The sequence below is a fragment of the Nesterenkonia sp. PF2B19 genome (assembly GCF_001758425.2).
Classification (GTDB): domain Bacteria; phylum Actinomycetota; class Actinomycetes; order Actinomycetales; family Micrococcaceae; genus Nesterenkonia; species Nesterenkonia aethiopica.
Map to the genome: position 1 here is coordinate 42392 of NZ_MDSS02000014.1, position 24498 is coordinate 66889.

Annotated in this window: 18 protein-coding genes and 4 pseudogenes; 12 read left to right on the forward strand and 10 right to left on the reverse strand. The window is 70.2% G+C overall.

Annotated features, from left to right (window positions below; genetic code table 11):
* Positions 1-8 precede the first annotated feature (8 nt).
* The gene (locus BCY76_RS06240) at positions 9-1160 is read left to right on the forward strand and encodes a Gfo/Idh/MocA family protein (protein ID WP_070159791.1); all 1152 of its coding nucleotides are present in this window, start codon (positions 9-11) and stop codon (positions 1158-1160) included.
* Here the strand turns inward: BCY76_RS06240 and melA are convergent.
* On the reverse strand, positions 1117-2565 hold the full coding sequence (melA, locus tag BCY76_RS06245; RefSeq protein ID WP_085437362.1) for an alpha-galactosidase: 1449 nt from the start codon (positions 2563-2565) through the stop codon (positions 1117-1119). The genes BCY76_RS06240 and melA overlap by 44 nt on opposite strands.
* 82 nt (positions 2566-2647) lie before the next feature.
* Between melA and BCY76_RS06250 the strand changes: the two genes are divergently transcribed.
* The 6 genes from BCY76_RS06250 to BCY76_RS06275 all read left to right on the forward strand — a co-directional run bounded on the left by BCY76_RS06250 (position 2648) and on the right by BCY76_RS06275 (position 10952).
* Entirely contained in the window at positions 2648-3451 is an 804-nt protein-coding gene (locus tag BCY76_RS06250; protein WP_237090011.1) for a helix-turn-helix domain-containing protein, read from the forward strand.
* A 76-nt stretch (positions 3452-3527) separates the two neighbouring features.
* Positions 3528-4823 carry an ABC transporter substrate-binding protein gene (locus tag BCY76_RS06255; protein WP_070159763.1) on the forward strand — a complete coding sequence of 432 codons (1296 nt, stop codon included), beginning with the start codon at positions 3528-3530 and terminating at the stop codon, positions 4821-4823.
* A gap of 37 nt (positions 4824-4860) precedes the next feature.
* Positions 4861-6537 (forward strand): MGH1-like glycoside hydrolase domain-containing protein, encoded by a 1677-nt coding sequence (locus BCY76_RS06260; protein WP_139827651.1) that lies wholly within the window; start codon positions 4861-4863, stop codon positions 6535-6537.
* 124 nt (positions 6538-6661) lie between these two features.
* A complete protein-coding gene (locus tag BCY76_RS06265; RefSeq protein WP_085437366.1) occupies positions 6662-7957 on the forward strand; it encodes an ABC transporter substrate-binding protein in 1296 nt (431 codons plus the stop codon).
* Between the two features lie 142 nt (positions 7958-8099).
* Positions 8100-10148, forward strand: a complete 2049-nt coding sequence (locus BCY76_RS06270) for a beta-galactosidase (RefSeq protein ID WP_083277453.1) — start codon at positions 8100-8102, stop codon at positions 10146-10148.
* Positions 10149-10187: 39 nt separating this feature from the next.
* Complete coding sequence (locus BCY76_RS06275; RefSeq protein ID WP_085437368.1) at positions 10188-10952, forward strand: SAM-dependent methyltransferase; 765 nt, start codon at positions 10188-10190, stop codon at positions 10950-10952.
* 13 nt (positions 10953-10965) lie between these two features.
* Here BCY76_RS06275 and BCY76_RS06280 read toward each other — a convergent pair whose 3' ends face one another.
* The gene (locus tag BCY76_RS06280) at positions 10966-11721 is read right to left on the reverse strand and encodes a DUF305 domain-containing protein (RefSeq protein ID WP_083277452.1); all 756 of its coding nucleotides are present in this window, start codon (positions 11719-11721) and stop codon (positions 10966-10968) included.
* 114 nt (positions 11722-11835) lie between these two features.
* Between BCY76_RS06280 and BCY76_RS06285 the strand changes: the two genes are divergently transcribed.
* Positions 11836-13347, forward strand: a complete 1512-nt coding sequence (locus tag BCY76_RS06285) for an LVIVD repeat-containing protein (RefSeq protein WP_237090009.1) — start codon at positions 11836-11838, stop codon at positions 13345-13347.
* Positions 13348-13466: 119 nt separating this feature from the next.
* Here BCY76_RS06285 and BCY76_RS06290 read toward each other — a convergent pair.
* The 6 genes and pseudogenes from BCY76_RS06290 to BCY76_RS06310 all read right to left on the reverse strand — a co-directional run bounded on the left by BCY76_RS06290 (position 13467) and on the right by BCY76_RS06310 (position 19092).
* A pseudogene (locus tag BCY76_RS06290) lies at positions 13467-15081 on the reverse strand (aldehyde dehydrogenase (NADP(+))).
* A 42-nt stretch (positions 15082-15123) separates the two neighbouring features.
* Positions 15124-16076, reverse strand: a pseudogene (kdgD, locus tag BCY76_RS06295) (5-dehydro-4-deoxyglucarate dehydratase).
* Positions 16077-16195: 119 nt separating this feature from the next.
* Positions 16196-17086, reverse strand: a complete 891-nt coding sequence (locus BCY76_RS06300) for a LysR family transcriptional regulator (protein ID WP_070159754.1) — start codon at positions 17084-17086, stop codon at positions 16196-16198.
* 164 nt (positions 17087-17250) lie between these two features.
* Positions 17251-17607: a FadR/GntR family transcriptional regulator gene (locus BCY76_RS20305; RefSeq protein WP_336581996.1), complete on the reverse strand. Its 357-nt coding sequence runs from the start codon at positions 17605-17607 to the stop codon at positions 17251-17253.
* 197 nt (positions 17608-17804) lie between these two features.
* Positions 17805-17945, reverse strand: a pseudogene (locus tag BCY76_RS20310) (GntR family transcriptional regulator); the annotation flags it as partial.
* Positions 17946-17959: 14 nt separating this feature from the next.
* A pseudogene (locus BCY76_RS06310) lies at positions 17960-19092 on the reverse strand (L-talarate/galactarate dehydratase).
* 153 nt (positions 19093-19245) lie between these two features.
* Here BCY76_RS06310 and BCY76_RS06315 point away from each other — a divergent pair.
* A complete protein-coding gene (locus tag BCY76_RS06315) occupies positions 19246-19494 on the forward strand; it encodes a DUF6480 family protein (protein ID WP_070159784.1) in 249 nt (82 codons plus the stop codon).
* 13 nt (positions 19495-19507) lie between these two features.
* Here BCY76_RS06315 and BCY76_RS06320 read toward each other — a convergent pair whose 3' ends face one another.
* Entirely contained in the window at positions 19508-20515 is a 1008-nt protein-coding gene (locus tag BCY76_RS06320; RefSeq protein WP_311025023.1) for a LacI family DNA-binding transcriptional regulator, read from the reverse strand.
* A 106-nt stretch (positions 20516-20621) separates the two neighbouring features.
* On the opposite strand from BCY76_RS06320, the gene BCY76_RS19860 reads away from it, so the two are divergent.
* Genes BCY76_RS19860 through BCY76_RS06330 form a run of 3 tightly spaced genes read left to right on the forward strand, consistent with a single transcriptional unit; the run spans position 20622 to position 23153 of the window.
* Complete coding sequence (locus BCY76_RS19860; RefSeq protein ID WP_272896820.1) at positions 20622-21620, forward strand: flavin monoamine oxidase family protein; 999 nt, start codon at positions 20622-20624, stop codon at positions 21618-21620.
* The gene (locus BCY76_RS19865; RefSeq protein ID WP_272896821.1) at positions 21521-22294 is read left to right on the forward strand and encodes a flavin monoamine oxidase family protein; all 774 of its coding nucleotides are present in this window, start codon (positions 21521-21523) and stop codon (positions 22292-22294) included. The genes BCY76_RS19860 and BCY76_RS19865 overlap by 100 nt, the downstream gene beginning before the upstream one ends.
* Positions 22295-22307: 13 nt before the next feature.
* On the forward strand, positions 22308-23153 hold the full coding sequence (locus BCY76_RS06330) for a carbon-nitrogen hydrolase family protein (RefSeq protein WP_170922613.1): 846 nt from the start codon (positions 22308-22310) through the stop codon (positions 23151-23153).
* 63 nt (positions 23154-23216) lie between these two features.
* Here the strand turns inward: BCY76_RS06330 and BCY76_RS06335 are convergent.
* On the reverse strand, positions 23217-24498 hold a 1282-nt coding region (locus BCY76_RS06335; protein ID WP_237090010.1), incomplete at its 5' end, for an HNH endonuclease signature motif containing protein.

Sequence of the window (24498 nt, forward strand, 5' to 3'; positions counted from 1 at the left end):
GCGAGGAGATGAGCGATCAGGGAGGCCAGGTGCGGCCTGGAGCGGAGCACGTGCGTCTCGGCATGGTCGGCGCCGGGAACATCAGCGGCCAGTACTTGGAGACGATCAGCCGGCTGGAGGCCCTCGAGCTCGTCGCCGTCGCGGATCTTGACCTGGACCGTGCGCGAGCCGTGGCCGAGCCCCACGGGGCGGCCGCGGAGGACCTGGACGGGCTGCTGGGGCGTGACGATGTGGACCTCGTGCTCAACCTGACGGTGCCGCAGGCCCACGCCGACGTCTCCTCCGCGGCGATCCGTGCGGGCAAGGGCGTCTACGCGGAGAAGCCCTTCACCGCCGACGTCGCCTCCGGGCGCGAGGTGCTCCGGCAGGCGCGCGAGGCCGGGGTGGTCATCGGCAGCGCCCCGGACACTGTGCTGGGCACCGGGGTGCAGACGGCCCGCGCCGCACTCGACGCCGGGCAGATCGGCACCCCCATGAGCGCCACGGCGACCATGGTCATCCCCGGGCACGAGGCCTGGCACCCGAACCCGGACTTCTACTACCAGCCCGGCGGCGGCCCGCTGCTGGACATGGGCCCCTACTACCTGACCACCTTGGTGACCCTGTTGGGTCCGGTCCGGCAGGTCATCGGTGCCGCCGGCGCGCTGCGGGACGAGCGGGTCATCGGCTCCGGCCCCCGAGCCGGGGAGCGCATCCCGGTCACCACGCCGAGCCACGTGACCGGCGCGCTGGTCCACACCTCGGGTGCCATCTCCACCGTGGTGATGAGCTTCGACGGCGCGGCCACCCATGCCGCGCCGATCGAGATCCAGGGCACCGCGGGCGCGCTCGCAGTGCCCGACCCCAACCGCTTCGACGGCTCCGTGTCCCTGTTCCGCGGCGGTGCCGGCTGGCAGGAGCTGCCGGTTGCGGCCGGTTACCGGGAGGCCGCCCGCGGCTATGGGATCGCCGATCTGCTCTGGTCCGGCGCCTTTGACGGGGACCCCCTGCGCGGGCGGGCCCAGGGAGAGCTGGGGCTTCACGTGCTGGAGGTCATGGAGGGGCTGCTGTCCTCGGCGACGGCCGGTCGGGCCGTGGACATGACCACCACGACGGAGCGTCCGGAGCCGGTGCCGCTCAGCTCCGCAGCGCATCCGGCAGCAGCGCAGCGTGCGCGGTGAGCAGCTCCTCGGTCATCTCACGGATCTCCTCCACCGTGAGCAGGGCGGCGGTGAGCGGGTCCAGGGCGACGGCGTGATGGACGTGCTCGCGCGAGCCCTCCAGAGCTGCGCGCACGGCCAGCTCCTGCACGTTGACGTTGGTCCGGTTCACCGCGGCCAGCTGCGGGGGCAGATCGCCGAAACGGGTGGGCCGCACCCCGGCGCCGTCCACGAGGCAGGCGACCTCCACGCAGGCTGATCCCGGCAGGTTCGTGATCACGGAGCCTTGGGAGCCGGGGGCGAATCCGGCGTCGCTGTTGGGGACGTTGCCGTGCACCACGGCCGGCCGGCCGGTGACCATCGCATTGACGATGATCGCCCCGTACTCCACTGACGGCTTCAGCTCCGCCTGCAGCTCGGCCAGTTGATCGCTGAGATCCCCGGATTCGTCATGGGCGGCACAGATCTCGTAGTAGTCCCAGCGGCTGGGGATGTACTCCTCCACCAGCTCCGGAGTCTTGCGGAAGTAGGGCAGGTATTCGGAGGCGTGGTGGCTGGACTCGGTCTGGAAGTGTCCGAAGGTCTGCATGATCGCTGTGCGGACCTGCTCGTTGCCGCCCTCGTAGTCGCTGGCGGCGTCAGCTTCGCCACTGTGGTCGCCGTCGTCGGCGGTCAGCGATGCCGCCGCCCGTCCGCGCCGGTGCCGGGCGCCCATGACCTCTCGCAGCCGCGGGTACAGGTCCTCCTCCCCGCGGCGGAAGGAGAGGATCCAGGCCTGGTGATTGATGCCTGCGCTGGTGAAGGTGACGTCCTCATAGGGCACGCCCAGGGTGCGGGCCAGCATCCGGGTGGTGCCCTGCACGCTGTGGCACAGCCCCACGGTGCGGAGCCCCTCGGCGTTCAGGTAGGCGGTGGCCATGGCCATGGGGTTGGCGTAGTTGATGAACTGCGCGTCGGGGCACAGCTCGAGGGCGTCCTCGGCGATCGCGTCGTAGGCGGTCACGGAGCGCAGGAAGCGGAACACGCCGCCGGGGCCGAGGGTGTCGCCCACCGCCTGGTCGATGCCGTGGCGGCGGGGGATCTCGACGTCGTGCCGGTAGGACTCGATGCCGCCCACCTGGAAGGTGATGATGACGACGTCGGCGCCTCGGAGGGCTTCGCGGCGGTCGGTGGTCTGCTCGACGACGGTGGGGAACCCGTGATGCTCCACCAGGCGACGGGCCGCGCCGGCGACGCGGTCGAGCCGCTGCGGGTCGATGTCCATCAGGGCCAGCGTCGCGCCGCGCAGGGCGGGGAAGCTGACCAGGTCTCCGATGAGGCGGAAGGGGAACACGAATCCTCCGGCGCCGATGATGGCGATCCGGGGTCCTGCAGGTGCGTGCTCGATGCTGACGGGGGCGGGGGCTTCTGCTGTGATGTGGCTCATAGTTGCTACGCTAGACCGGGTGATGTTGAAGAAACTTCCGGATATCCCCCCAGATCCTCCTGGATCCTCAGCTGTGCAGGACATGCCTCCGGCGCTGTGGGTCCGGCGCGGCAGTCCCCCGGTGATGGAGCGGGCGCATCGGCATGATGATCTCGAGGTCAACATCGTGGTCAGCGGTCAGCTCGACTACCTGCTGGGCGGACGCCGGGTCAGCATCGGTCCCGGGCAGATCGCCCTGTTCTGGGCGGCCTTCCCGCATCGGCTCATCGACCCCGGTGAGGCGGACGTCTGCTGGGTGCACCTGCCGCTGAGCACCGTGCTCAGCTGGGGGCTGGGTGAGCGGGACATCGGGATGCTGCTGCGGATGCAGCCTGTGGTGGTGCCTCTGGAGGACGTGCCGGTGCGCGCCGTCGACCTCTTCGAGGTGTGGCGCACCGAGCTTGCCGGCGACGACGCCGAGATCGCCCTGCTGGAGGCGCAGGCTCTGGTGCGCCGGGTGCTCGCCTGCCACCGTGCGGGCACGGAGCCCTCGCCGTCTGCGCCGGGCCAGGGTGCGGCCGAGCATGCGGTGGTCATGGCGCGCTTCCTGGCCACCCATCACCGCCGTCCCGTCACCGTGGCTGACGCCGCCGGGGCCGCCCACCTCTCGCCCACCTATGCGATGGGCGTGTTCAAGAAGGTGCTGGGCATGACCGTGGCCGACTATCTGACCATGTGCCGGCTGGCGGAGGCCAAACGCCTGCTGCTGACCACGGACTGGTCCGCCGCCGACGTCGCCCACGCCGCCGGCTTCTCCTCGCAGAGCAGCTTCTACGTGCACTTTCGGCGCGACGCGGGCACCTCGCCTTCCGGGTATCGCCGGCGGTATGACTCCATGCCGGACTGACATGCTGGGCGGCGTTGACCGTGACATGGGCCACTCATAGTCTTATGGAACGATTAAATCCCGAGGAAGGCCCGCCATGCCCCGGCACGTGTCCCATCCCTTCTCACCTCGCGGGCTCCAGAGCGTCGCCTCCTGCGGAATCGGCGCCCTGGTGCTGACCTCCTGCTCCGCAGGGGACGCCGGCACCGCCGACGGCGACGTCGACCTGCGATTCTCCTGGTGGGGCAGCGGCCTGCGCGTGGAGCGGACCGAGGCCATCATCGACGCCTTCGAGCAGGAGCATCCGCACATCAGCATCGAGGGCTCATACTCGGACTTCGGCGGCCACTGGGAGCAGCTGGCCACGCAGACCGCAGGCGGCGACGCCCCCGACATCATCCAGATGGACGACAAGTACCTGCGCGAATACGCCGACCGCGGCGCGCTGCTGGATCTCACCGACGTGGACACCTCCGGCATCGACCAGGATGCCGTGGACAACGGCCGCACCGAGGATGGGCTCTTCGGCATCACCACGGGCATCAACTCGCTGGCTCTGGGGGCGAACCCCGAGCTCTTCGCCGAGGCGGGGGTGGAGATGCCCGACGACGAGACCTGGACCTGGGAGGACTTCGCCGCAATCACCGAGGAGCTCAGTGCGAACCTCGACGACGCCTACGGCACCAACGAGACCAATGAGCCCGGCGGCTTTCAGGTCTGGCTGCGTCAGCAGGGCCAGCACCTGACCACCGACGAGGGAGAGCTGGGATTCGAGGTCGACGACCTCGCCGAGTACTACGACTACTGGCTGGAGCTCCTGCACGCCGGGGCCATGTCTGCGGCCGGAGTCATGGCGGAGAACCGCGGCGCCGACCCGGAGCAGCAGCTCATCCACACCGGGCGGGTGGCTCTGGCGCCGATGTGGACCAGCTCGCTGGCCGGGATCTCCGAGTCCGCAGGAGTGGACATGGAGCTTCTGCGCTTCCCCAGCCTCACCGGCAGTGCGGAGAACAACGGGCTCTGGTGCAAGTCCTCCATGTTCCTCTCCGCGTCCTCCCAGACCGAGCACCCGGAGGAGGCGCAGCTGTTCATCGACTTCATGGTCAGCGACGTCGACGCCGGCCTGCTGGGCCTCACCGACCGGGGCCTGCCGGCCAACCCGGCGGTGCGCGAGGCGGTCCTGGACGCCATCGACGGTCAGGACCTGGTCTCAGCCGAGTTCATCGCCGACATCGAGGACGAGCTCGCCGGGCCCGAACCGGTGCCTGCGCTGGGATTCTCCGCACTCCAGGAGATCATGATGCGCTACGAGGACGAGCTGTACTTCGAGCGGCTCACCCCGCAGGAGGCGGCCGAGCGCGTCCATCAGGAGATGGAGGGCGTCCTTGACTGAGGTGTCCGGGCCTGACGCGTCTGTGCCTGAAGTCTCCGTGCCTGAACTCTCCGTGCCTGAGCTCTCTCCGCCCGCGACGCAGGCGCTCGCCTGCCTGCGCGAGGCTGACCGATCCGCTCTCTCCTCCGCGCTCGCGGAGGGGCTGGCCGCCACCGGGGCGGGCTTCGCCGCCGTCGGGGGCCCGCTGCAGGAGAGGTGGGGCCAGGCGCTCGCGGACCTGGACGCCTGCCTCCGGAAGCAGCGTGGGGTCACCGTGCTGCATGAGGGCGGGGCGTACGACGGCGCCTGGGTCGAGTCCACCGGCACCATCAGTGCCGAGGTGCTCTCTCGGTTCGCCCCGCAGGCCGCCGCCGACACCTTCGCCCTCTTCGCCGAGCACCAGCGCGACGACGGGCTCATCCCCTATAAGGTCACGCGGGACGGTCCGGTCTTCAGCCAGATCCAGATGGTCACCCCGCTGGCCCGCTCCGTGTGGACCCACCACCGCCTGCACACCGAGAGCACCGCGTGGCTGCGCCGGATGTATGAGGCGATGTCCGCGCACGACGCATGGCTCGCCGCGCACCGGGACACCCGCGGCACCGGGGCGGTGGAGGCCTTCTGCACCTTCGACGCCGGCCATGACCTGTCCCCGCGGTTCTGGTTCGCCCCGGACCGATGCCTCGGCGGCGAGGCTTCCCGCTGCGACCCCGAGGCGCCGGGGATGCCGTACATCGCCCCGGACCTCACGGCGAACGTGGCCTGCCAACGGACCTATCTGGCCCAGATCGCCGAGGAGCTCGGGGAGGACCCGACGCCGTGGCGGGCGGCCGCCGCCGCCAGCGGGGAGGCGCTGTTCGCCCACTGCTGGGATGCCGTGGACGCCGCCTTCTACGACCTCGACGCCGCGGGGCAGCCGGTGCGGGTGCTCAGCGATGTGCAGCTGCGCGTCATGGCCTGCGAGATCGGCGACGACGACCTCTTCGCCGAGGTGCTGCGCCGCCACCTGTTCGCCACCTCCCGGTTCCTGTCCCACTACGGGCTGACCTCCCTGGCCATGGACGACCCTCGTTTCGACGGCGACCACACCCGCAACTCCTGGGCCGGGCCGGTGAACATGCTCACCATGATCCGGGCGCCGCATGCCTTCGAGCATCACGGCCGTCCCGCCGAGCTGGCCGTGCTCCTCAAGCCCGTGCTCACCGCGCTGGCCGTCGCGGACCGCTATCCGCAGTGCCTGGACCCGTGGAGCGGGGAGGCCGGCTACACCTCCCGCTACTCCCCGGCGGCGCTGTGGCTGCTCGACGCCGTCGAGCGCATCTGCGGCATCCTGCCGATGCCCTCCGGCGGCTTTGCGGTCACCTCCCTGGCGCCGACCCGACTGGAGCACGGCGCCGCGGCCGAGGCGGTGGCCGCCTCCCGCAGGCTGGGCGGGGTGGCCTGGGAGGCCGTGTCCGACGACACCGGCACCGTGCTGCTGCGCGACGGGGCGGAGCATCTGCGGATCCCGCGCGGTTGGCGGGCCGAGCTGACCGAGGACGGCACGCTCACCGCCGTCGTCGGGGTCGCTCCGCGGCCGGTGACAGGGCGGCTGACGGGACCGGGCGCGCCGGGCGCCCCGGACGGCGCAGCAGGTGGCGGTGAGCTCACCCTGGCTCCGGATGAGCGGGTGCGCTGGGCCGAGGGGGTCGTCGTGGGCCGCGGCGGACCGACGTTCATCGCTCCCCGAGCGTGAGGGGCGTCTCGGACGGCGCTTTCCCGGGCGTATTGACAGGTGAGTGGGATCACATCTATCGTGAGAAAAAATCGTTTCAATTCTCTGGGACGAGTTGCACCCCCTCACCTAGACGGAGAATCCCATGCCCCTCACCGGATCCCACCTGTCCGGCCGCATCGGCCGCTTCACCTCGCTCGCCGCGGCGGCCACCGTCGGCACCCTGGCCCTGACCTCCTGCGGCGGAGGCGGCGACGACGACGGCGACGTCGAGCTGCGCTTCGCCTGGTGGGGTTCCGACTCCCGTCATCAGGCCACCCAGGAGATCATCGACGCCTTCGAGGAGCAGAACCCCGGCATCACGGTCACCCCGGAGTTCGGCGACTGGTCCGGCTACTGGGACCAGCTGGCTACTCAGACCGCCGCCGGCGAGATGCCCGACATCGTCCAGATGGACGACGCCTACCTGCGCGAGTACGCCGACCGTGGTGCCCTGCTGGACCTCGACCAGGTGGACACCTCCGGGCTGGACCCGGACGTGGTGGAGAACGGTCGCACCGAGGACGGGCTGATCGGCATCACCACCGGCATCAACGCCATGGTGATCATGGCCAACCCGGACGTCTTCGACGAGGCAGGGGTCGAGATGCCGGACGACTCCACCTGGACCTGGGACGACTACCTGGAGATCACCTCCACCATCACGGAGAACGTGGACGGCGTCTATGGCGCCACCGGCCCGGGCCAGCCTGCGGACCTGCAGATCTGGCTGCGGCAGCAGGACAAGAACCTCACCACCGAGGACGGTGAGCTCGGCTTCGAGGAGTCCGACGCCGCCGAGTACTTCGAGCACCTGCTCGAACTGATGGAGGAGGGCGGCTACCCGCCGGCCTCGGTGATCGCGGAGGACCAGACCCCCGGTCCGGACGAGTCCATGACCGCCTCCGGCGAGGTCGCCATGGGCATGTGGTGGACCAACCAGCTGGCGGCGATCTCCGGGGCCGCAGGCGCGGACATGGTGCCGCTGCGCATGCCCTCCCACACCGGCAGTGCCGAGGACAACGGCATGTGGTTCAAGTCCACCATGCTGATGTCGGTGGCCTCCACCACCGATCACCCGGAGGAGGCCCAGCAGTTCGTGGACTTCATGATCAACTCCGAGGAGGCCGGCGAGGCCAATCTGACCGACCGCGGTCTGCCCACGAACCTGGACGTCCGGGACGCCGTCGTCGACCAGATCGACGGCGCCGACCTGACCTCGGCTGAGTTCATCGAGGAGATCGACGCCGAGATCGGCGACCCCGAGCCGGTCCCCGCCATGGGCTTCTCCGGGATGCAGCAGATCCTTCAGCGCTACGAGCTGGAGGTCTTCTTCGAGCGGCTCTCCCCGGAGGACGCCGCCTCCCAGATGATGTCCGAGATGGAGAACGAGCTGCGCTGACCCTTCCGCGCTGACCCTTCCGCGCTGACCTGTCCTCGCTGATCAGGCGTTTCGTCCCCGTCGTCTTCGCGTGTCCGTGGAATCCCACGAGGACACGCGAAGACGACGGGGACTGACGCACATCCGTCCCCACCACCAGGAGATGCGACGCATGACCGCCTCGGAGCACGACGCCACCGCCCGCGACACCACCCGCCTCGGCTGGCCCGCCGTGCACGGCCTCGCCTACGGCGGCGACTACAACCCCGAGCAGTGGCCGCAGGACGTCCGGGAGGAGGACGTCGAACTCATGCGGCAGGCCGGGGTGAACCTGGTCAGCGTCGGCATCTTCTCCTGGGCCATGCTCGAACCCCGCGAGGGCGAGTATGACTGGGGCTGGCTCGATGACGTTCTGGACCGTCTCCATGCGCAGGGGGTCTCCGCGGCGCTGGCCACCGCCACCGCCTCGCCCCCGCCGTGGCTGACCCACCGTCACCCGGAGATCCTGCCGCAGGATGCCGACGGCACGATCCTCTGGCCGGGTGCACGGCAGGCCTATTCCGTGTCCTCCCCGGTCTTCCGCGAGTATGCGCTACGGATGACCCGGGCGATCGCGGAACGCTATGCACAGCACCCGGCCCTGGCCCTGTGGCATGTGGACAATGAGTTGGGCTGCCACAACGCCCATGACTTCTCCGACGACGCCGCGGCGGCCTTCCGCGCCTGGCTGGAGGCCCGGTACGGCACGGTGGAGGAGCTCAACGCCGCCTGGGGGACGGCGTTCTGGTCCCAGCGGTACAGCAGCTTCGAGGAGGTCCTGCCGCCGCGCAGGGCCCCGATGTTCGTGAACCCCACCCAGCAGCTGGACTTCCATCGGTACTCCTCGGACGAGTTCCTGGCCTACTTCCGGGAGATGAGGGCCATCCTGCGGGAGGTGACCCCGGGCGTCCCGGTGACCACGAATTTCATGTGCACCACCCGGTCCAAGACCATGGACTACTTCTCCTGGGCCGCAGAGATGGACGTCATCGCCACCGACCACTACACGATCGCCGACGACGACGAGCGGCACATCGAGCTGGCCTTCAGTGCGGACCTGACCCGCGGTGTGGCCGCAGGACGTCCCTGGATGCTGATGGAGCACTCCACCAGTGCGGTGAACTGGCAGCTGCACAACCGCACCAAGTCCCCGCAGGAGATGCTGAGGGACTCGCTGGGGCATGTGGCCCGCGGGGCGGATGCGGTCATGTTCTTCCAGTGGCGGCAGTCGGCCGCCGGGGCGGAGAAGTACCACTCGGCGATGGTCCCGCATGCCGGCCCGGACTCCGACGTCTTCCGCACCACCGTCCGGCTGGGGGAGGCGCTGCGGGCCCTGGAGCCGGTGAAGGGGTCCACCGTGCGGGCGCAGGTGGCGCTGGTGTTCGACTATGAGGCCTGGTGGGCCTCCGAGCTGGACTCGCACCCGCGCAATGACTTCTCCTACCCGGAGGAGGTCATGCACCTCTACCGGGCGCTGTGGCTGGCCGGGATGACGGTCGACGTCGTCCATCCCTCCGCCGACCTCTCCGGCTACCGTGCCATCGTGGTGCCCTCCCTGTATCTGGTCCGGGAGGAGCACGCGCAGGCGCTGGCCGACGCCGCCGAGGCCGGAGCGTCGGTGCTGATCAGCTTCTTCAGCGGCATCGTGGACGAGCACGACGCCGTCCGGCTGGGCGGCTACCCCGGGGCGTTCCGTGAGCTGCTGGGCATCCGCACCGAGGAGTTCTGGCCGTTGCAGGGCGCGGAGTCCCACGCCCTCCACGGCGGCGGCCGTGGCGAGTTCTGGGCGGAGAACACCCATCTGGAAGGAGCGGCTGAGGTGCACACCTGGGCCGAGGGCCCGTTGGCCGGGCGGCCGGCGGTCACGCGTCGTCCGGTGGGCCAGGGTGCGGCCTGGTATCTGGGCACCCGCCCCGACGCGGAGACGCTGCAGTCCCTCGTGGGCCGGGTGCTCGATGAGGCCGGCGTGGCGGCTGAGGCCGAGGCGCCGGAGGGCGTCGACGTCGTGCGGCGCCACGGCGAGGACGGAGCGACGTACCTCTTCGTGCTCAATCACACGGCGCAGGACGCCGTCATCGGCGCCGACGGCCGTGAGCTGATCACCGGCGCCGAGGTGGCTGGAGACCTCACCGTGCGGGCGGGGGAGGTCGCCGTCGTCGCGGAGGGTTGCTAAGGTTCCGGCACGGCCACGCGAGTGCCGCAAGGAGGCGCCATGGACCTGCCGGAGAGCTTCGTCATCCGCGAGTCGGGCTCACGCATCCTCAATCCTCTGGACCCGGCCAAGCTGGACCAGCTCGGTCGCTCCCTGCGTCTGCCGCCCGGCAGCCGCCTGCTCGATCTGGCCTGCGGCAAGGGGGAGGCGCTGTGCACCTGGGCGCGTGATCTCGGGTTCACCGGCACCGGCGTGGACATCAGTCGGGCGTTCTTGGCCGACGCGGAGGCTCGTGCGGAGGAGCTCGGCGTCGCGGAGGCGGTGCGCTTCGTGCACGGGGACGCCGCCGAGCACGTCGCGGAGGAGCCGGTGGAGGTGGTCTCCTGTCTGGGGGCCAGCTGGATCGGCGGTGGCGAGAGCTGGGAGACCCACGTGAGCGGCACGGTGGCCCTCATGCGCCGCAGCCTGGCCCCGGGCGGGATGCTGCTGCTCGGTGAGCCCTGGTGGCGCAGGGTCCCGGAGACGCGGGAGGCGTTGGACGGATGCTACGCGAGTTCCGTGGAGTCCTACGCGGAGCTTCCTGCCTTGCTGGATCTCCTGGACCATGAGGGCTTGGACGTCGTGGGCGCCACTGTGGCGGATCCGGACAGCTGGGACCGCTACGCCGCTCCGCAGTGGCTCTCGGTGCGACGCTGGTTGGACCGTCATCCGCATCACCCGCTGGCCGACGAGATGCGGGAGGATCTCTCGGTCGCCCCGCGGCGCGATCTGCTGCACCAGCGGGAGCATCTGGGCTGGGGTGTCTTCACTCTGATGCCACGGTGAGGCGGCCCTGACCTCAGAGCTCGTCGAGCAGCTGCTCCAGCCGGGAGATCTCCGCGGTCTGGTCGGAGTGGACGTGGCCGGCCAGCTCCTGGACGGCCAGGTCGATGCCGTGCGCCTGGGCACCTTCGCTCATCTCCAGGGCGCCCTCATGGTGGACGATCATGCCTTCGAGGAAGAGGCGGTCGAACTCCTCGCCCTCGGTCTGCCGCAGCGCGGTCATCTCCTCCTGGCTGAGCATCCCCGGCATCGGGGTTTCGCCGTGGGAGTGGGTGTCCGGCGAGGGGATCTCGCCCTCGGCGACCTCCCGGGCCTCCTGGGGGACCGGCTGGTCGCGGGCCTCCAGCCAGTCCGCCATGTAGCCGATCTCGCCCTTCTGGGCCAGGTGCATCCGTTCGGCGAAGGTCTTCAGCTGCTCGGACTCTGCGCGGGCCGGGACCAGGGCGGTCATCTCGAGGGCCTGGGCGTGATGGGCGATCATCATGGTCATGAACTCCGCGTCCACGTCATTCCACTCGTCGCTGAGGCCCTGTACGCCCTCATAGTCCTCCGGGTCCACCCGCTCGGTGTCCTCGCCGGGCCCGGAGGACAGCAGGACCGAGGACGACGGCGCGGCCGCCTCCTCGGGCTCCGGGCCCTCGTTCCCGCAGCCGACGAGGGCGAGTGCGCCGCCCAGCAGCGCTGCGCACAGGGCCGTCCGCGGCCGGTCAGATGTCGGCCGTACGGCCGTTCCTTCGCGCTGACCTGGGGTGATGCGGGCGAGGCGTGTCACAGAGAAATCTCTCCATCGATAGGTGATCAGGCGAACAAATATGTCGTCAACCCTAGACCTGAAGCAGTTGATTCGTAATACTACCTCTATCCGATCTAGGAGGTGTTGACGCCCGTGCGTCTTCCACGAATCACTCGACAACAGGCGAAGGCTGGGGCGGGGGCGACCATGTCCGTGCTGCTGGCAGGAGCTGTCCTGTCCCTGTCGGCCCCTCTCGCCGCCGCCACTCCGGACGACGGTTCCACCGTCCCCGAGGACGCCTTCAATGAGGACTTCTTCAGCGAGGAGGAGGTCAGCGAGGAGGCCTTCGATGAGGAGGAGGTCATCGAGCGGCTGAACCAGCTGGAGAGCGGCCCCGGGGAGCCCGACGTCGGGCCCGGCGAGGTGGCCAGCCACAATATGGAGCACCTGAGCAACGTCCCGAAGAATGGGCCGCTGCAGTCCACCGGCTCCGACATCGCCTTCCAGGGCGAGTACGCCTATGTGGGCAACTATGACGGCTTCACCGTCTACGACCTCGCCGACCCGGCGAACCCCGAGCAGCTGGTGCAGGTCCACTGTCCGGGCCCGCAGAACGACGTCTCAGTCTACAAGGACGTCCTGGTGCTCTCCGTGGATGCCCGCATGGAGGACGACACCTGCGGCGCCGACCGCACCTCCGACACCGAGGAGTACTGGGAGGGCCTGCGGATCTTCGACATCAGCGACCCTGCCGAGCCGGAGTACGTGAAGGCTGTGGAGACCAAGTGCGGCTCCCACACCAACTCGCTGGCGCCCTCGAAGAACGGCAACATGCTCTACGTGTACGTCTCCTCGTACTCGCCGAACCCGGCGCTGGCGAACTGCCAGCCCCCGCACGACCTGATCTCCGTGGTGCAGATCCCGGTCAACGCCCCGCACGCCGCAAAGGTGGCCTCCGAGCCGGTGCTGTTCCCCGACGGCGGCTATGAGGGTGACGACCGCGGCGGATACACCGAGACCAGCGGCTGCCACGACATCACCACCTACATCGAGCATGACCTGGCCGCCGGCGCCTGCATGGGCGACGGCATCCTGATGGACATCTCGGACCGCAAGCAGCCGAAGGTCATCAGTCAGGTGCGCGACGTGGAGAACTTCGCGTTCTGGCACTCGGCGACGTTCAACAACGACGCCAGCAAGGTCGTCTTCACCGATGAGCTCGGGGGTGGCGGCTGGGCCACCTGCACCGAGGAGTTCGGCGAGACCCTCGGCGCGAACGCCATCTATGACATCGTCGACGGTGAGCTGGAGTTCGCCTCCTACTACAAGATCCCGCGCATCAACTCGGAGAACGAGAACTGCGTGGCGCACAACGGCTCGCTGATCCCGGTGGAGGGTCGGGACCTGATGGTGCAGTCCTGGTACCAGGGCGGCATCTCGGTGTTCGACTTCACCGACTCGGCGAACCCGGAGGAGGTCGCCTGGTTCGACTGCGGTGAGGGCATCAGCGACGGCGGCACCTGGTCGTCGTACTACTACAACGGCTATGTGTACTCCTCGGACCTGTCCATCGGCTTCGACACGTTCCAGCTGGACCCGTCCATCGACGGTGACGCCCGCCGGGACCTGCCCGAGCTGAACCCGCAGGGTCAGGAGAGCTTCTGATCACCCCTGGCTGATCCACCCCTGGCTGATCACTCGTGACTGATCAGCGCTGACCTGCACAGACGGAAGCGCCGAGCCGGATCACCGGCTCGGCGCTTCTGCGTGTGGGGAGGGTGGGGTCAGCCGTTGAGCTGGATCTGCCCGTCCACCCGTCGGTTGAGGTGCCACGGGTTGGCGGCCTGCACGGGGGCGGGCAGCAGCTCCTCGGGAAGGTTCTGGTAGGCCAGGGGGCGCAGGAACCGCTCGATCGCGAGCGTGCCCACGCTGGTGGTCCGGGAGTCGGAGGTCGCGGGGAACGGACCGCCGTGGACCATCGCGTGGCCCACCTCGACACCGGTGGGCCAGCCGTTGGCCAGGATGCGCCCGGCCTTCTGCTCCAGGACCGGCACCAGGGGCCGGGCGGTCTCGTGGTCGCCGTCGGTGAGGTGCAGGGTGGCGGTGAGCTGGCCCTCCAGGCGACCGGCCGCGGCCAGCAGGTCCTCGACGCCGTCATAGCGGACCACCAGGGAGGCCGCGCCGAAGATCTCCTCGTGCAGCACCGGGTTGTCCAGGAACTGCGCGGTGGTCGCGCTGAACACCACCGGGGCAGGGGCGTTGGCGCCCTCGCCGGTGCTGCCGCGGCCGACCAGCGCCACGCCGGCCTGCGCACCCAGCTGCTCCACACCGGCGTTCCAGGATTCGGCGATGGACCGGGTGAGCATGGTCTGGCCGCTGTGCCCGGCGGCGGCTTCACCGACGGCGGCGACGAAGGCGTCACCGGCCTCGCCGGTCGGCACGAAGACCAGGCCTGGGGAGGTGCACAGCTGGCCGGAGGATCCGGTCACCGAGGTCAGGTAGGCGGAGGCCAGGCTCTGCACGGACTCCGGGCCGCCGGAGAGTGCGCCGTCGAAGAGGAACACCGGGTTGATGGAGCTCATCTCCGCGTACACCGGGATCGGCACCTCCCTCGCCGCGGCGGCCTTCATCAGGGACACCCCGGCTGCACGGGAGCCGGTGAAGCCCACCGCCCGGATGACCGGGTCGGAGGCCAGCGCCTGGCCGATGGAGGCGCCGGGTCCGTAGATCAGGGAGAACACTCCGGGGTGCAGGTCGAAGGCCGCGACGGCGTCGGTGATGGCCCGGCCCACCAGCTCCGAGGTGCCGGGGTGGGCGTTGTGGGCCTTGAACACCACGGGGCAGCCGGCGGCCAGCGCGGAGGCGGTGTCGCCCCCGGCGGTGGAGAAGGCCAGCGGGAAGTTGGAGGCGCCGAAGACGGCCACCGGCCCCAGGGGGATGCGGCGCTGGCGGACGTCCGGCTTCGGCAGCGGGCTGCGCTGCGGGTCCGGGGCGTCCAGCCGGGCGCCCCGGAAGTCGCCCTGACGCACGACCGGAGGCGAAGAGCCGCAGCTGGTTCACGGTGCGTCCTCGTTCGCCCACCAGGCGGGCCTCCGGGAGGCCGGTCTCCGCCATCGCGCGGGCGGTGAGCTCCTCACCGAGCGCGTCGATGTTCGCGGCGACCTGCTCCAGGAAGGCGGCGTGGGTCTCCGGGGCGAGCTGGGAGAAGCTCGGGTACGCCTCGGCGGCCGCGCCGGTGGCCTCGGCGAGCTGGGACTCGTCGATCAGCGAGTAGCCCGGTTCGAGTGCCTCATCGGTGGAGGGGTCGAAGCCGGTGACGGTGCGGCCGGTGCCGGCCACGGAGCGTCCGGCGATGATCGACTGCCCGGTGAGGGCGGTTGCGGTGGTCTGTGCGGTCATGCTCAGCTCCTTGTGGGTGCGTGGCGTCTGATGTCGATCCTCTCAGACGGCGGAGAGGGCGGGGGAGGGGTTCGCGGGGCGGACTCCGGCGGCGTCGATCAGGTCGCGGAGGTCCTGCAGGTCGGCCTCGGTGAGGTCCTGCAGCGGCGGGCGGACCGGGCCGGCGTCGCGTCCGACGGCCTTCAGTCCGCCCTTGACGATGGAGACGCCGTAGCCCTTCACCCGGTCCCGGATCTCCAGGTACGGCAGCACGAAGCGGGTGAGCTTCTCGGTGACGGCGGCGCGGTCCTGGCGGCGCACGTCGGCGTAGAACTCCAGGGCGAACTCGGGGACGAAGTTGTACATGGCCGAGGAGTAGGTGCTCATGCCCAGCTGCAGCATCGGCAGGGCGAAGGTCTCGGCGGTGGGAAGTCCGCCCAGGTAGAAGAGCCGGTCGCCGTTGGTGGCGACCACCTTCGTGACGGCCTCGATGTCACCGGTGGCGTCCTTGAAGCCGATGAAGTTCTCGTGCTTCTCCGCCAGTCGGGCGACGGTCTCGGCGGAGTAGACCGCGTTGGCCCGGTTGTAGACGATCACGCCGATGTCGGTGGCGGAGCAGACGGCGTCGACGTGGGCCTGCAGGCCCTGCTGGTCGCATTCGGTGAGGTAGGGCGGAAGCAGCAGCAGCCCCTGGCAGCCGGCGGCCTCGGCGGCCTGCGCGTTGGCCACGGCCTGGGAGGTGGACCCTCCGGCGGAGCCGAGCACCGGCACGTGGGCGCCGGCTCCTCCACCACGAGCCGCACGACCCGGGCGTTCTCCTCACCGGAGAGGCTGAAGCCTTCGCCGGTGCCGCCCGCGGCGAACAGCCCGGCCACGCCCTGGCGCGCCTGCCAGTTCAGGTGCTCACGGTACGCGTCCTCGTCCAGGGCGAGGTCCTGGGTGAAGGCGGTGACGGGGAAGGAGAGCAGCCCGTCCTTGAGGTGCTCGGCGAGCTCGAAGGGGGTGAACTGCTGGATGGAGTGCTGGGACACGGGGGACCTTCCTGGATCGGGATGCGGCGAGCACCGGGGGCGACTCGTGACCTTCACTGTAGGAAGGCGGTCAGCCGGGCGTCCAAGGCCGCTTCGGCATGAGCTCATGTTGAGCTGACATGACCGTCGAGGGCGGCCAGGAGGCGGTGCAGGGCAGGGTTGCGCTGACCCCTGCGCCAGATGGCATGGAGCTCGACGACGTCGGTGGTCTGGTCGGCCAGCGGCAGGTGGGTCACGCCGGCGACGCCCAGGCGCTGGGCGGAGGCGGGCACCAGGGCCACGCCGCGGCCGGCGGCGACCAGGGACACCATGGTGAGGATCTGGCTGACGGTGTGCACCACATTGCCGTGTTGGATGGGCACATTGCGGATGGCGAGGTCGTAGAAGTACCGAGCCTTGGTGGGGGAGTACATGATCAGCGGGACCTCGCGGAGGTCGGCCCCGGCGACGGGCCGGTCCAGGGCGGCCAGCGGGTGGCCCTCCGGGACGACCAGCTCGAGGGCTTCGGAGAGCAGCAGGCGGGACTCGAAGAGCTCATGGTCGATGGGCGGGCGGGCCAGGCCCAGGTCGATCTCGCCGTTGACCAGCGAGTCGACCTGCTCCCGGGTCACCTGTTCCCGCAGGTCGACGTCGACGTCGGGCAGCTGCTCGGAGAGGGTGGAGAGCAGGGTGCCCAGCACGGAGAATCCGGACGCGGCGGTGAATCCGATGCGCAGCACGCCGGCCTGACCGCGGGCGATGCGCCGGGCGGTCAGAGGCGCCTGCTCCGCGGAGACCAGCAGCTTGCGGGCGTCGGCGAGGAAGGCCTTGCCGGCGGTGGTGAGGGCGACCTTGCGGTTGTCGCGCTCGATGAGCTGCACCCCGACCGTCTTCTCCAGCTTCTGGATCTGTCGGCTCAGCGGCGGCTGGGTCATGTTGAGGCGCTCGGCGGCGTGGCCGAAGTGCAGCTCTTCGGCGACGGCGACGAAGCTGCGGATCTGGTCCAGCGTGAACACTATGCACTCCAAGTATTGATCAGGTGGTGAGTGATCCCTTCAGTGCATCATGGTGTCATGCGCGTCACAGCCCTTCAAGGCGTCGTGGCTCTGATGCCGAAGGGGCATCGCGCAGTGCAGAAAGAGACGTCGCGCAGTGCTGAACGCGTGGTTCGGGAGTGATGTCAGGCCAGGACCCGGCGTCGGGAGGCGGTGAGGTGGGCGCGCATCGCGGAGGACGCCGCCCGGGGATCGGCCTCCGCGATCGCGTCGAGCACCGCATGGTGCTCCGCCAGCGCCGCAGTGGCCGGGGCCTCGCCATCCGGCGACTCGGCGCCCTGTGGTGCTTTCTCCCCGCCCTCCAGCCGGCGGCGCGGCATGGCGATCATGGAGGCCCCGAGCTGCTCGACGGCGGTGAGCAGGTGCGGGTTCCCGGAGGCGGCGGCGATCTCCCGGTGGAAGGCGAAGTCCTGTTCCACCGCCGTGGCCGGATGGGTCGCTCCCGCGGCGAAGGCGGCCAGGGCCGCCCGCAGGTTCTCCAGCTGCGCGGGGCTGCCGTGCTCGGCGGCGAGCGCGCAGCCTCACATTCCAGCGCCATGCGGAACTCGCTGAGCGTCTCGCGCTCTCCGGGTCGGGCGGGGCGGGAACCCTGCGCATGCTCGGCAGGCGGGGTGAGCGCGAAGCTGCCGGCGCCGCGCCGGGTGCGGATCAGGCCGGCGGCCTGGAGCCGCCCGAGCGCCTCCCGCACCACGGTGCGGCTGACGCCATGCTCGGTGATCAGCTCGGCCTCGGAGGGGAGCTTCTGGCCGACGGTGATCTCGCCGTCGAGGATCTGGCGACGCAGGGTTTCGGTGAGCCGGGCGGTGCGGTTGGTGCTCATAGGCCGATTCTGCCTCAGCGGGTGCCGAACTCCACGGTCTCGGTGGTCCAGGCGCGGGCCTGCTCGCTCAGCGTGATGCCCAGTCCGGGGCGGTCAGGCACCATCATGCGGCCGTCGGCGATCTCCAGGCGCTCCTCGAACAGCGGGTTCAGCCAGTCGAAGTGCTCCACCCATGGTTCGGTGGGGTAGGCGGCAGCCAGGTGCAGGTGGATCTCCATGGCGAAGTGCGGGGCCAGTGTGAGCCCAGCATGGTGGGCGAGTCCGGCCAGTCGCAGGAACTGGGTGATGCCACCGACGCGCGGGGCGTCGGGCTGGATGATGTCGCAGGCGCGGGCGGCGATGAGCCGCTCATGCTCGGCAACTGAGGCCAGCATCTCTCCGGTGGCGATGGGGGTGTCCAGTGCGGAGGCCAGGGCGGCGTGGCCCTCGGCGTCATAGGCGTCCAGCGGCTCCTCGATCCAGATGAGGTCGAACTCCTCCAGGCGGCGGCCCATGCGCAGGGCGGTGGCCCGGTCCCACTGTTGGTTGGCGTCCACCATGAGCGGAGTGTCGGGGCCGAGGTGTTCGCGGACGGCGGTCACTCGGCGGAGGTCCTCGGCGGTGTCCGGCAGGCCGACCTTGATCTTGATGCCGCCGATTCCGGCGGCCAGCGACTCATCCGCCCGGGCGGTGATCTCCTCCACCGAGGCGTGCAGGAAGCTCCGGAGGTGTTGTAGGTGCGCACCGAGTCTCGGTGGGCGCCGAGCAGCTTGGCCAGAGGGAGCCGGGCGCGGCGGGCCTTCAGGTCGTACAGAGCGATGTCGAGCGCGGCCAGGGCCTGGGTGGCCACCCCGGAGCGGCCGACGGAGGCGCCGGCCCAGAGCAGCTTGTCGTAGAGCTTGGCGATGTCGTTCGGGTCCTCGCCGAGGGCGTTCTCGGCGACCTCTCGGGCGTGGGCGTACTGGGCGGGGCCGCCGGCGCGCTTGGAGTAGGAGAAGCCGACGCCCTCGTGGCCCTGCTCGGTGGTGATCTCCGCGAAGAGGAAGACGACCTCCGTCATGGGCTTCTGCCGACCGGTGAACACTTTGGCGTCGGAGATGGCGGTGGCCAGGGGCAGGGTGGCAGTGGAGAGGCGGATGTGGCGGATGGTGTCGGGAGTGTAAGCCATGCCACAGATCGTACAAGTCGACTACTTGTATGACTACTGCCGGTCGTGCATGACGCGATGCCAGTACGGTGAATCTCCAGCGGGGTGCTGGTCCCGTGACGCCGACGGGCGGGGCCGCCTACAGTGGCTCTCCCGACCAGGATGGAGGAGATCATGAGTCCAGCCTCGACGCCCCAGAAAGGTCGCCCCGGTCCCGAGCCGGAGGAGACTCCGGGTCTGGAGCCTGGAGGCGGTGTGCCGCCGGGCGAGACGCCGCCCGAGTCGGGGAGCACCGCGGAGGCCCATCCCGAGACTGCGCCTCGTCGGCCGCCGCGGGCGAAGGCCGTCGTGACGGTCATCGCCGTGCTGGTAGGACTCCTGCTGCTGGTCTTCCTCGGCTACATCGCCGGCATCCTCGGCTGACCGGCGGCTGAGCTCAGGCTCCGACCGTGGACTCCCGCGGCACCAGGGTGGGAGTGAACACCGGGTGCTGGACCGGGGAGTCAGGGTCGTCGATCGCTGCGACCAGCAGCTCAGCGGCCCGCTCACCCATCTCCGCGGCGGGCTGCCGCACCGAGCTGATCGGAACCGTTGCGGAGGCGGCGAACTCGATGTCGTCGTAGCCGATCAGCGCGATGTCCTCGGGGACGCTCACGCCGGTCCGTGCCAGCTCCTGGAGCACCCCCAAGGCGACCAGGTCGTTGGTCGCGAAGATCGCGTCCGGCCGCTGCCCGGAGGGCAGGTCCAGCAGCTCGCGGGTGGCCTGCCGACCCGACCCGACGTCCATCGCGCCGGTGTCGCACATCCGCACCGAGACGCCGTCGTGCTCCGCCGCCGCGGCCTCGGCGCCGGCCAGACGGTGGGCCACCTGCCGAATGCCCATCGGACCGCCGATCACTGCGATCCGTCGTCGCCCCTGGGCGATCAGGTGCTCGGCGGCCAGGCGGCCCCCGAGCCGGTCATCGGTGGAGACGGAGGAGAACTCGTCGGCCCCGGACTTGCGATCCACGATCACCACGGCGGTGCCGTGCTCCTTGAGCCGACGCAGCCGGGCGAGCACGTCGCCCACCGGGGAGATGAGCAGTCCGGAGACGCGCTGCTCCTCGAACAGCCGGAGGTGGGTCAGCTCCCGCTGGCGGTCCTGCCCGGAGTTGCCCAGCAACAGGGGCCGGTTCATCTCGCCGAGGCTCTTCTCGGCGCCGGAGGCCACATCGGCGAAGAACGGGTTCGCGACGTCGAGGACGATCATGCCGACCGCGCGATTCTGCCGCTGACGCAGCTGCCGGGCAGCCTCGTTGCGCACGTAGCCCAGCTCCTCGATGGCGGCCTGGACGCGCTCGCGGGTGGTCTCGGAGACCTTCTCCGGATGGTTCAGGGCGTTGGAGACCGTGGCCGGCGAGACGCCGGCACGTGCCGCGACGTCCCGCACTTGAGCCATAGCCATGGGGACAGAATACCCATCCCGTCCCGGGCGGGGGCGATTCCGACCTCGCATGGCTCAATGCCTTCAGTGTTGCTAGCATCACATCGGACTGACCAGGGAGGATGCGATGACGCAGACGGCACACCGGTTGACGGCCTTCGGCCCGGACTTTCCGTTCCCCTATGACCGGTGGCTGGAACACCCCGCGGGGCTGGGCCAGGTTCCCGCCGAGGCCCATGGACGGGAGGTGGCGATCATCGGCGGCGGCATCGCTGGTCTGGTGGCCGCCCATGAGCTGATGCGCCTGGGGCTGCGCCCGGTGGTCCATGAGGCCGAACGGCTCGGCGGCCGGCTGCGCTCCGAGGCGTTCCGCGTCCCCGGGGAGGAGGACTCCCAGGTGATCGCCGAGCTCGGCGGGATGCGGTTCCCCCGCTCCTCCGCGGCGTTCTTCCACTACGTGGACCTCCTGGGCCTGGAGACCGCTCCCTTCCCGAACCCGCTCACCGAGGCGGCCGGCAGCACCGTCATCGAGCTGGGCGGGCAGGCCTGGTACGCCCGCACCCTGGAGGACCTGCCCGCGCTGTTCCAGGAGATCGCCCAGGCCTGGGACGGCGCCCTGGACTCGGTGCTGCACCTGAGTGCCCTGCAGGAGGCCATGCGTCGTCGTGATGCCGCCGCGGTCAAGCAGATCTGGGACGAGCTGGTGCCCGCCTGGGACGACCACAGCTTCTACGAGTTCATCGCCTCCTCTGAGGAGTTCTCCCGGCTCTCCTTCCGGCACCGGGAGGTCTTCGGCCAGGTGGGGTTCGGCACCGGCGGCTGGGACTCCGACTTCCCCAACACCATGTTGGAGATCCTCCGCGTGGCGGTCTGCGAGTTCGACGACGACCAGCACCTCATCCGCGGCGGCGTCGAGCAGGTGCCGCGCGGCCTGTGGGCCCAGCCGGTGGACGACGCCGCCCACTGGCGGCCGGCACCTCCCTGGCGGATCTGCACGGCGGCCACCCCCGGGGCGCGGTCACCCGAGTGTTCCGGGCCGATGACGGACGCTTCGGCGTCGTCGACCACACCGGAGAGGAGCGCCGCTACGACGCGGTGCTGGCGACCTGCCAGTCCTGGCTGCTGACCACTCAGGTGGAGGTGGAGGAGGAGCTGCTCTCTCAGGACCTGTGGATGGCCCTGGACCGCACCCGCTACATGCAGTCGGCCAAGACCTTCGTGATGGTGGACCGCCCCTTCTGGCGGGACGTGGACCCAGAGACCGGCCGCGAGGCGATGAGCATGACGCTGACCGACCGGCTGACCCGCGGGACCTATCTCTTCGACGACGGACCCGACCGGCCCGGCGTGATCTGCCTGAGCTACTCGTGGATGAGCGACGCCCTGAAGATGCTCCCGCATCCCGTGCAGCGACGCGTGGACCTCGCCCTGGACGCCCTGAGCCGGATCTACCCGGACGTGGACATCCGCTCCCACGTGGTGGGGGAGCCGATCACCGTCTCCTGGGAGAACGACCCGTACTTCCTGGGGGCGTTCAAGGGGGCGCTGCCGGGACATTACCGGTACAACGAGCGCATGTACTCCCACTTCGTCCAGCGCGACCTCCCCGAGTCCGAGCGCGGCATCTTCCTGGCCGGGGACGACATCTCCTTCACCCCCGCCTGGGCGGAGGGCGCGGTGCAGACCGCTCTCAACGCCGTCTGGGGGATCATGACGCACTTCGGCGGGCGGAGCGCCCCGGAGAATCCGGGCCCCGGTGATGTGTTCGACGAGCTGCGGCCCGTGCGGCTCCCGGACTGAGGAGGCTGACGAGATGGCGCTGGCTGAGGACGCGACGGCCGAGTCCCTGACCCTGGCTTTGGCTCAGGTGCCGCCGGTGGAGATCGGCGACGACGCCGTCGAGCGTGCGTTGTCTCGGACGGATCGTCTGGCCGCCGAGGCCGCGACGTCCGGTGCGGACCTGCTGGTGCTTCCGGAGATGCACCTGAGCGGCTACGCGATCGGTCGGGGCGCCGTGGAGCAATTCGCCGAAGAGTGGGGTGGGCCGGCGCTGACGAGGATGGCGGAGATCGCCAGGACGTACGGCGTGGCGATCTGCCATGGGTTTCCCGAGCGCGACGGACAGCGCGTGTACAACAGTGCGGCGTTCATCGACGAGCACGGGACTGAGCTGCTGCGCTGGCGGAAGCTGCACCTCTTCGGCGACGTCGATGCGCGACAGTTTGACCGGGCAGGCTTTTCTGACGAGGGGCTGACTGGCGAGGGGTTGGTGGCCGACTGGCGTGGCTGGAGCATCGGCCTGGCCATCTGTTACGACGTGGAGTTCCCCGAGACCGCGCGGCGGCTGGCGCTCGCCGGAGCGGACCTGTTGGTGGTGCCGACGGCGAACATGGTCGGTTTCGAGGCGGTCTCGCGCCTGCTGGTGCCGGCGCGGGCGCTGGAGAACCAGATGTATGTGGCCTACGCGAACTACACGGGTGAGGACCCGGAGTTCCAGTACAGCGGGCTGAGCCTCATCGCCGGGCCTGACGGCGCTCCCGTCGTGGCGGCCGGGGCGGGAGAAGAGCTGCTGATCGGTCGGATCAGTGCTGAGCGGCTGGTCGCCTCGCGCTGCGCGAACCCGTATCTGGAGGATCGGCGCGGCGACATGCTCGGCTGAGGCGGTCAGGCAACGGGGAGTGCGTCAGGGCGGCAGCGTGGCTGTCGGCAGCTCACGTGTGGCTCAGTGGTGTCGTCTGTCGGCGTCGTAGAGGATGGCCACTGTCGCACCGGACCCCGGGGTGGTGTGGCGGGCTGCGATGAGGTCGTTGTGCCGCTGTGGCGCGAGGATATGCCGCTGTCGTCCCGGGGGTCGGGCAGGCGGCAGTCGGTGAGAGCGCAGCCCGGGATACGGCAGTGAAGACGTCGACCGCTGTGATGGTGGTGGCCCCTGTGGTGGGGGCGGCGCCGGAGCCCGCGGCGGTGGTGGGGCGGTGGTGTCCGGTGCTGCCTGCTCGGGTTCGGGCAGGGTCAGCAGTCCGTGGGATTTCAACCGATGGTGCCTGCGGCACAGGGCCTGCAGGTTGGCCCCGCTGGTGGGGCCTGCCGGGCAGGGGAGCCGGTGGTCAAGATCGCAGCGCTGAGCCGGGATGGTGCACCCCGGGGCCTGGCAGACCCCGTCGCGGAAGATGATGGCATCCCGCAGCCGGGCCGGAGCGTAGCGGCCGGTGTAGGTGATCGAGAGGATGTCCGGAGAGACGTCTCCTGCGCCGGGCTGGATCGGGCCGGGCTGGGTCTGGCTGGTGGTGGCCTGGTACCAGTCGTGGCAGGTGCGGGGATCACCGGCGAGGTGGCGGGCATCGCTGGCTGGGATCACCCAGTTCCGGTCGGCACTGATGCCGGGGTCGTCGCTGTGTCCGGTCAGGGTGGTCTCAGGGATCATGACCGCGATCTTCGCCTCCACCGGGGCACCCTCGACCCGGCCGGAGAGCAGCCAAGCGGCGAACAGATCAGCCTCCAGCTGAGCCAGAGTCCGAGGATCCGCGCCGTCTGCGGGGGTTTCGAGGCGGTCGGAGTCTCCAGGGGCAGGAGTCTCCCCGGGAAGTACCTCAGGACCGTCCTGGACCTGGACGGGGATGGCGCCGCTGGTGATCGGGTCAGGGGCGGGCAGCTCGGGGTGCTCGACGGGCCGCAGGGGGTGCTCGACGGGGAAGACCTGCTGGGCGCTGGTGGCCTGTGAGCCGGTCCCGCCTGTGCTCCTGTCTCCACAGGTGGTGGGGGTGGTGCAGTGCGTGTCGGTCTCTGCTGGGGTGGGGATGGTGTGGTGTTGGTGGCCGCGGGCGACCGCGCGGAGTCGATTCGCGATCGCTGCGGCCGCCACTGTGGGCAGTCGGGCTTCGAGGTAGCTCATGGCGTGGTCGTCGTGTTGGAGGCGTACCCATCGATCCGCCCGGGCACGGTCGCAGTCGGCCTGGTATTGGGCGGGGTCCAGGGTGGCGGTGTAGCGACGCAGCCAGGCCCGCAGC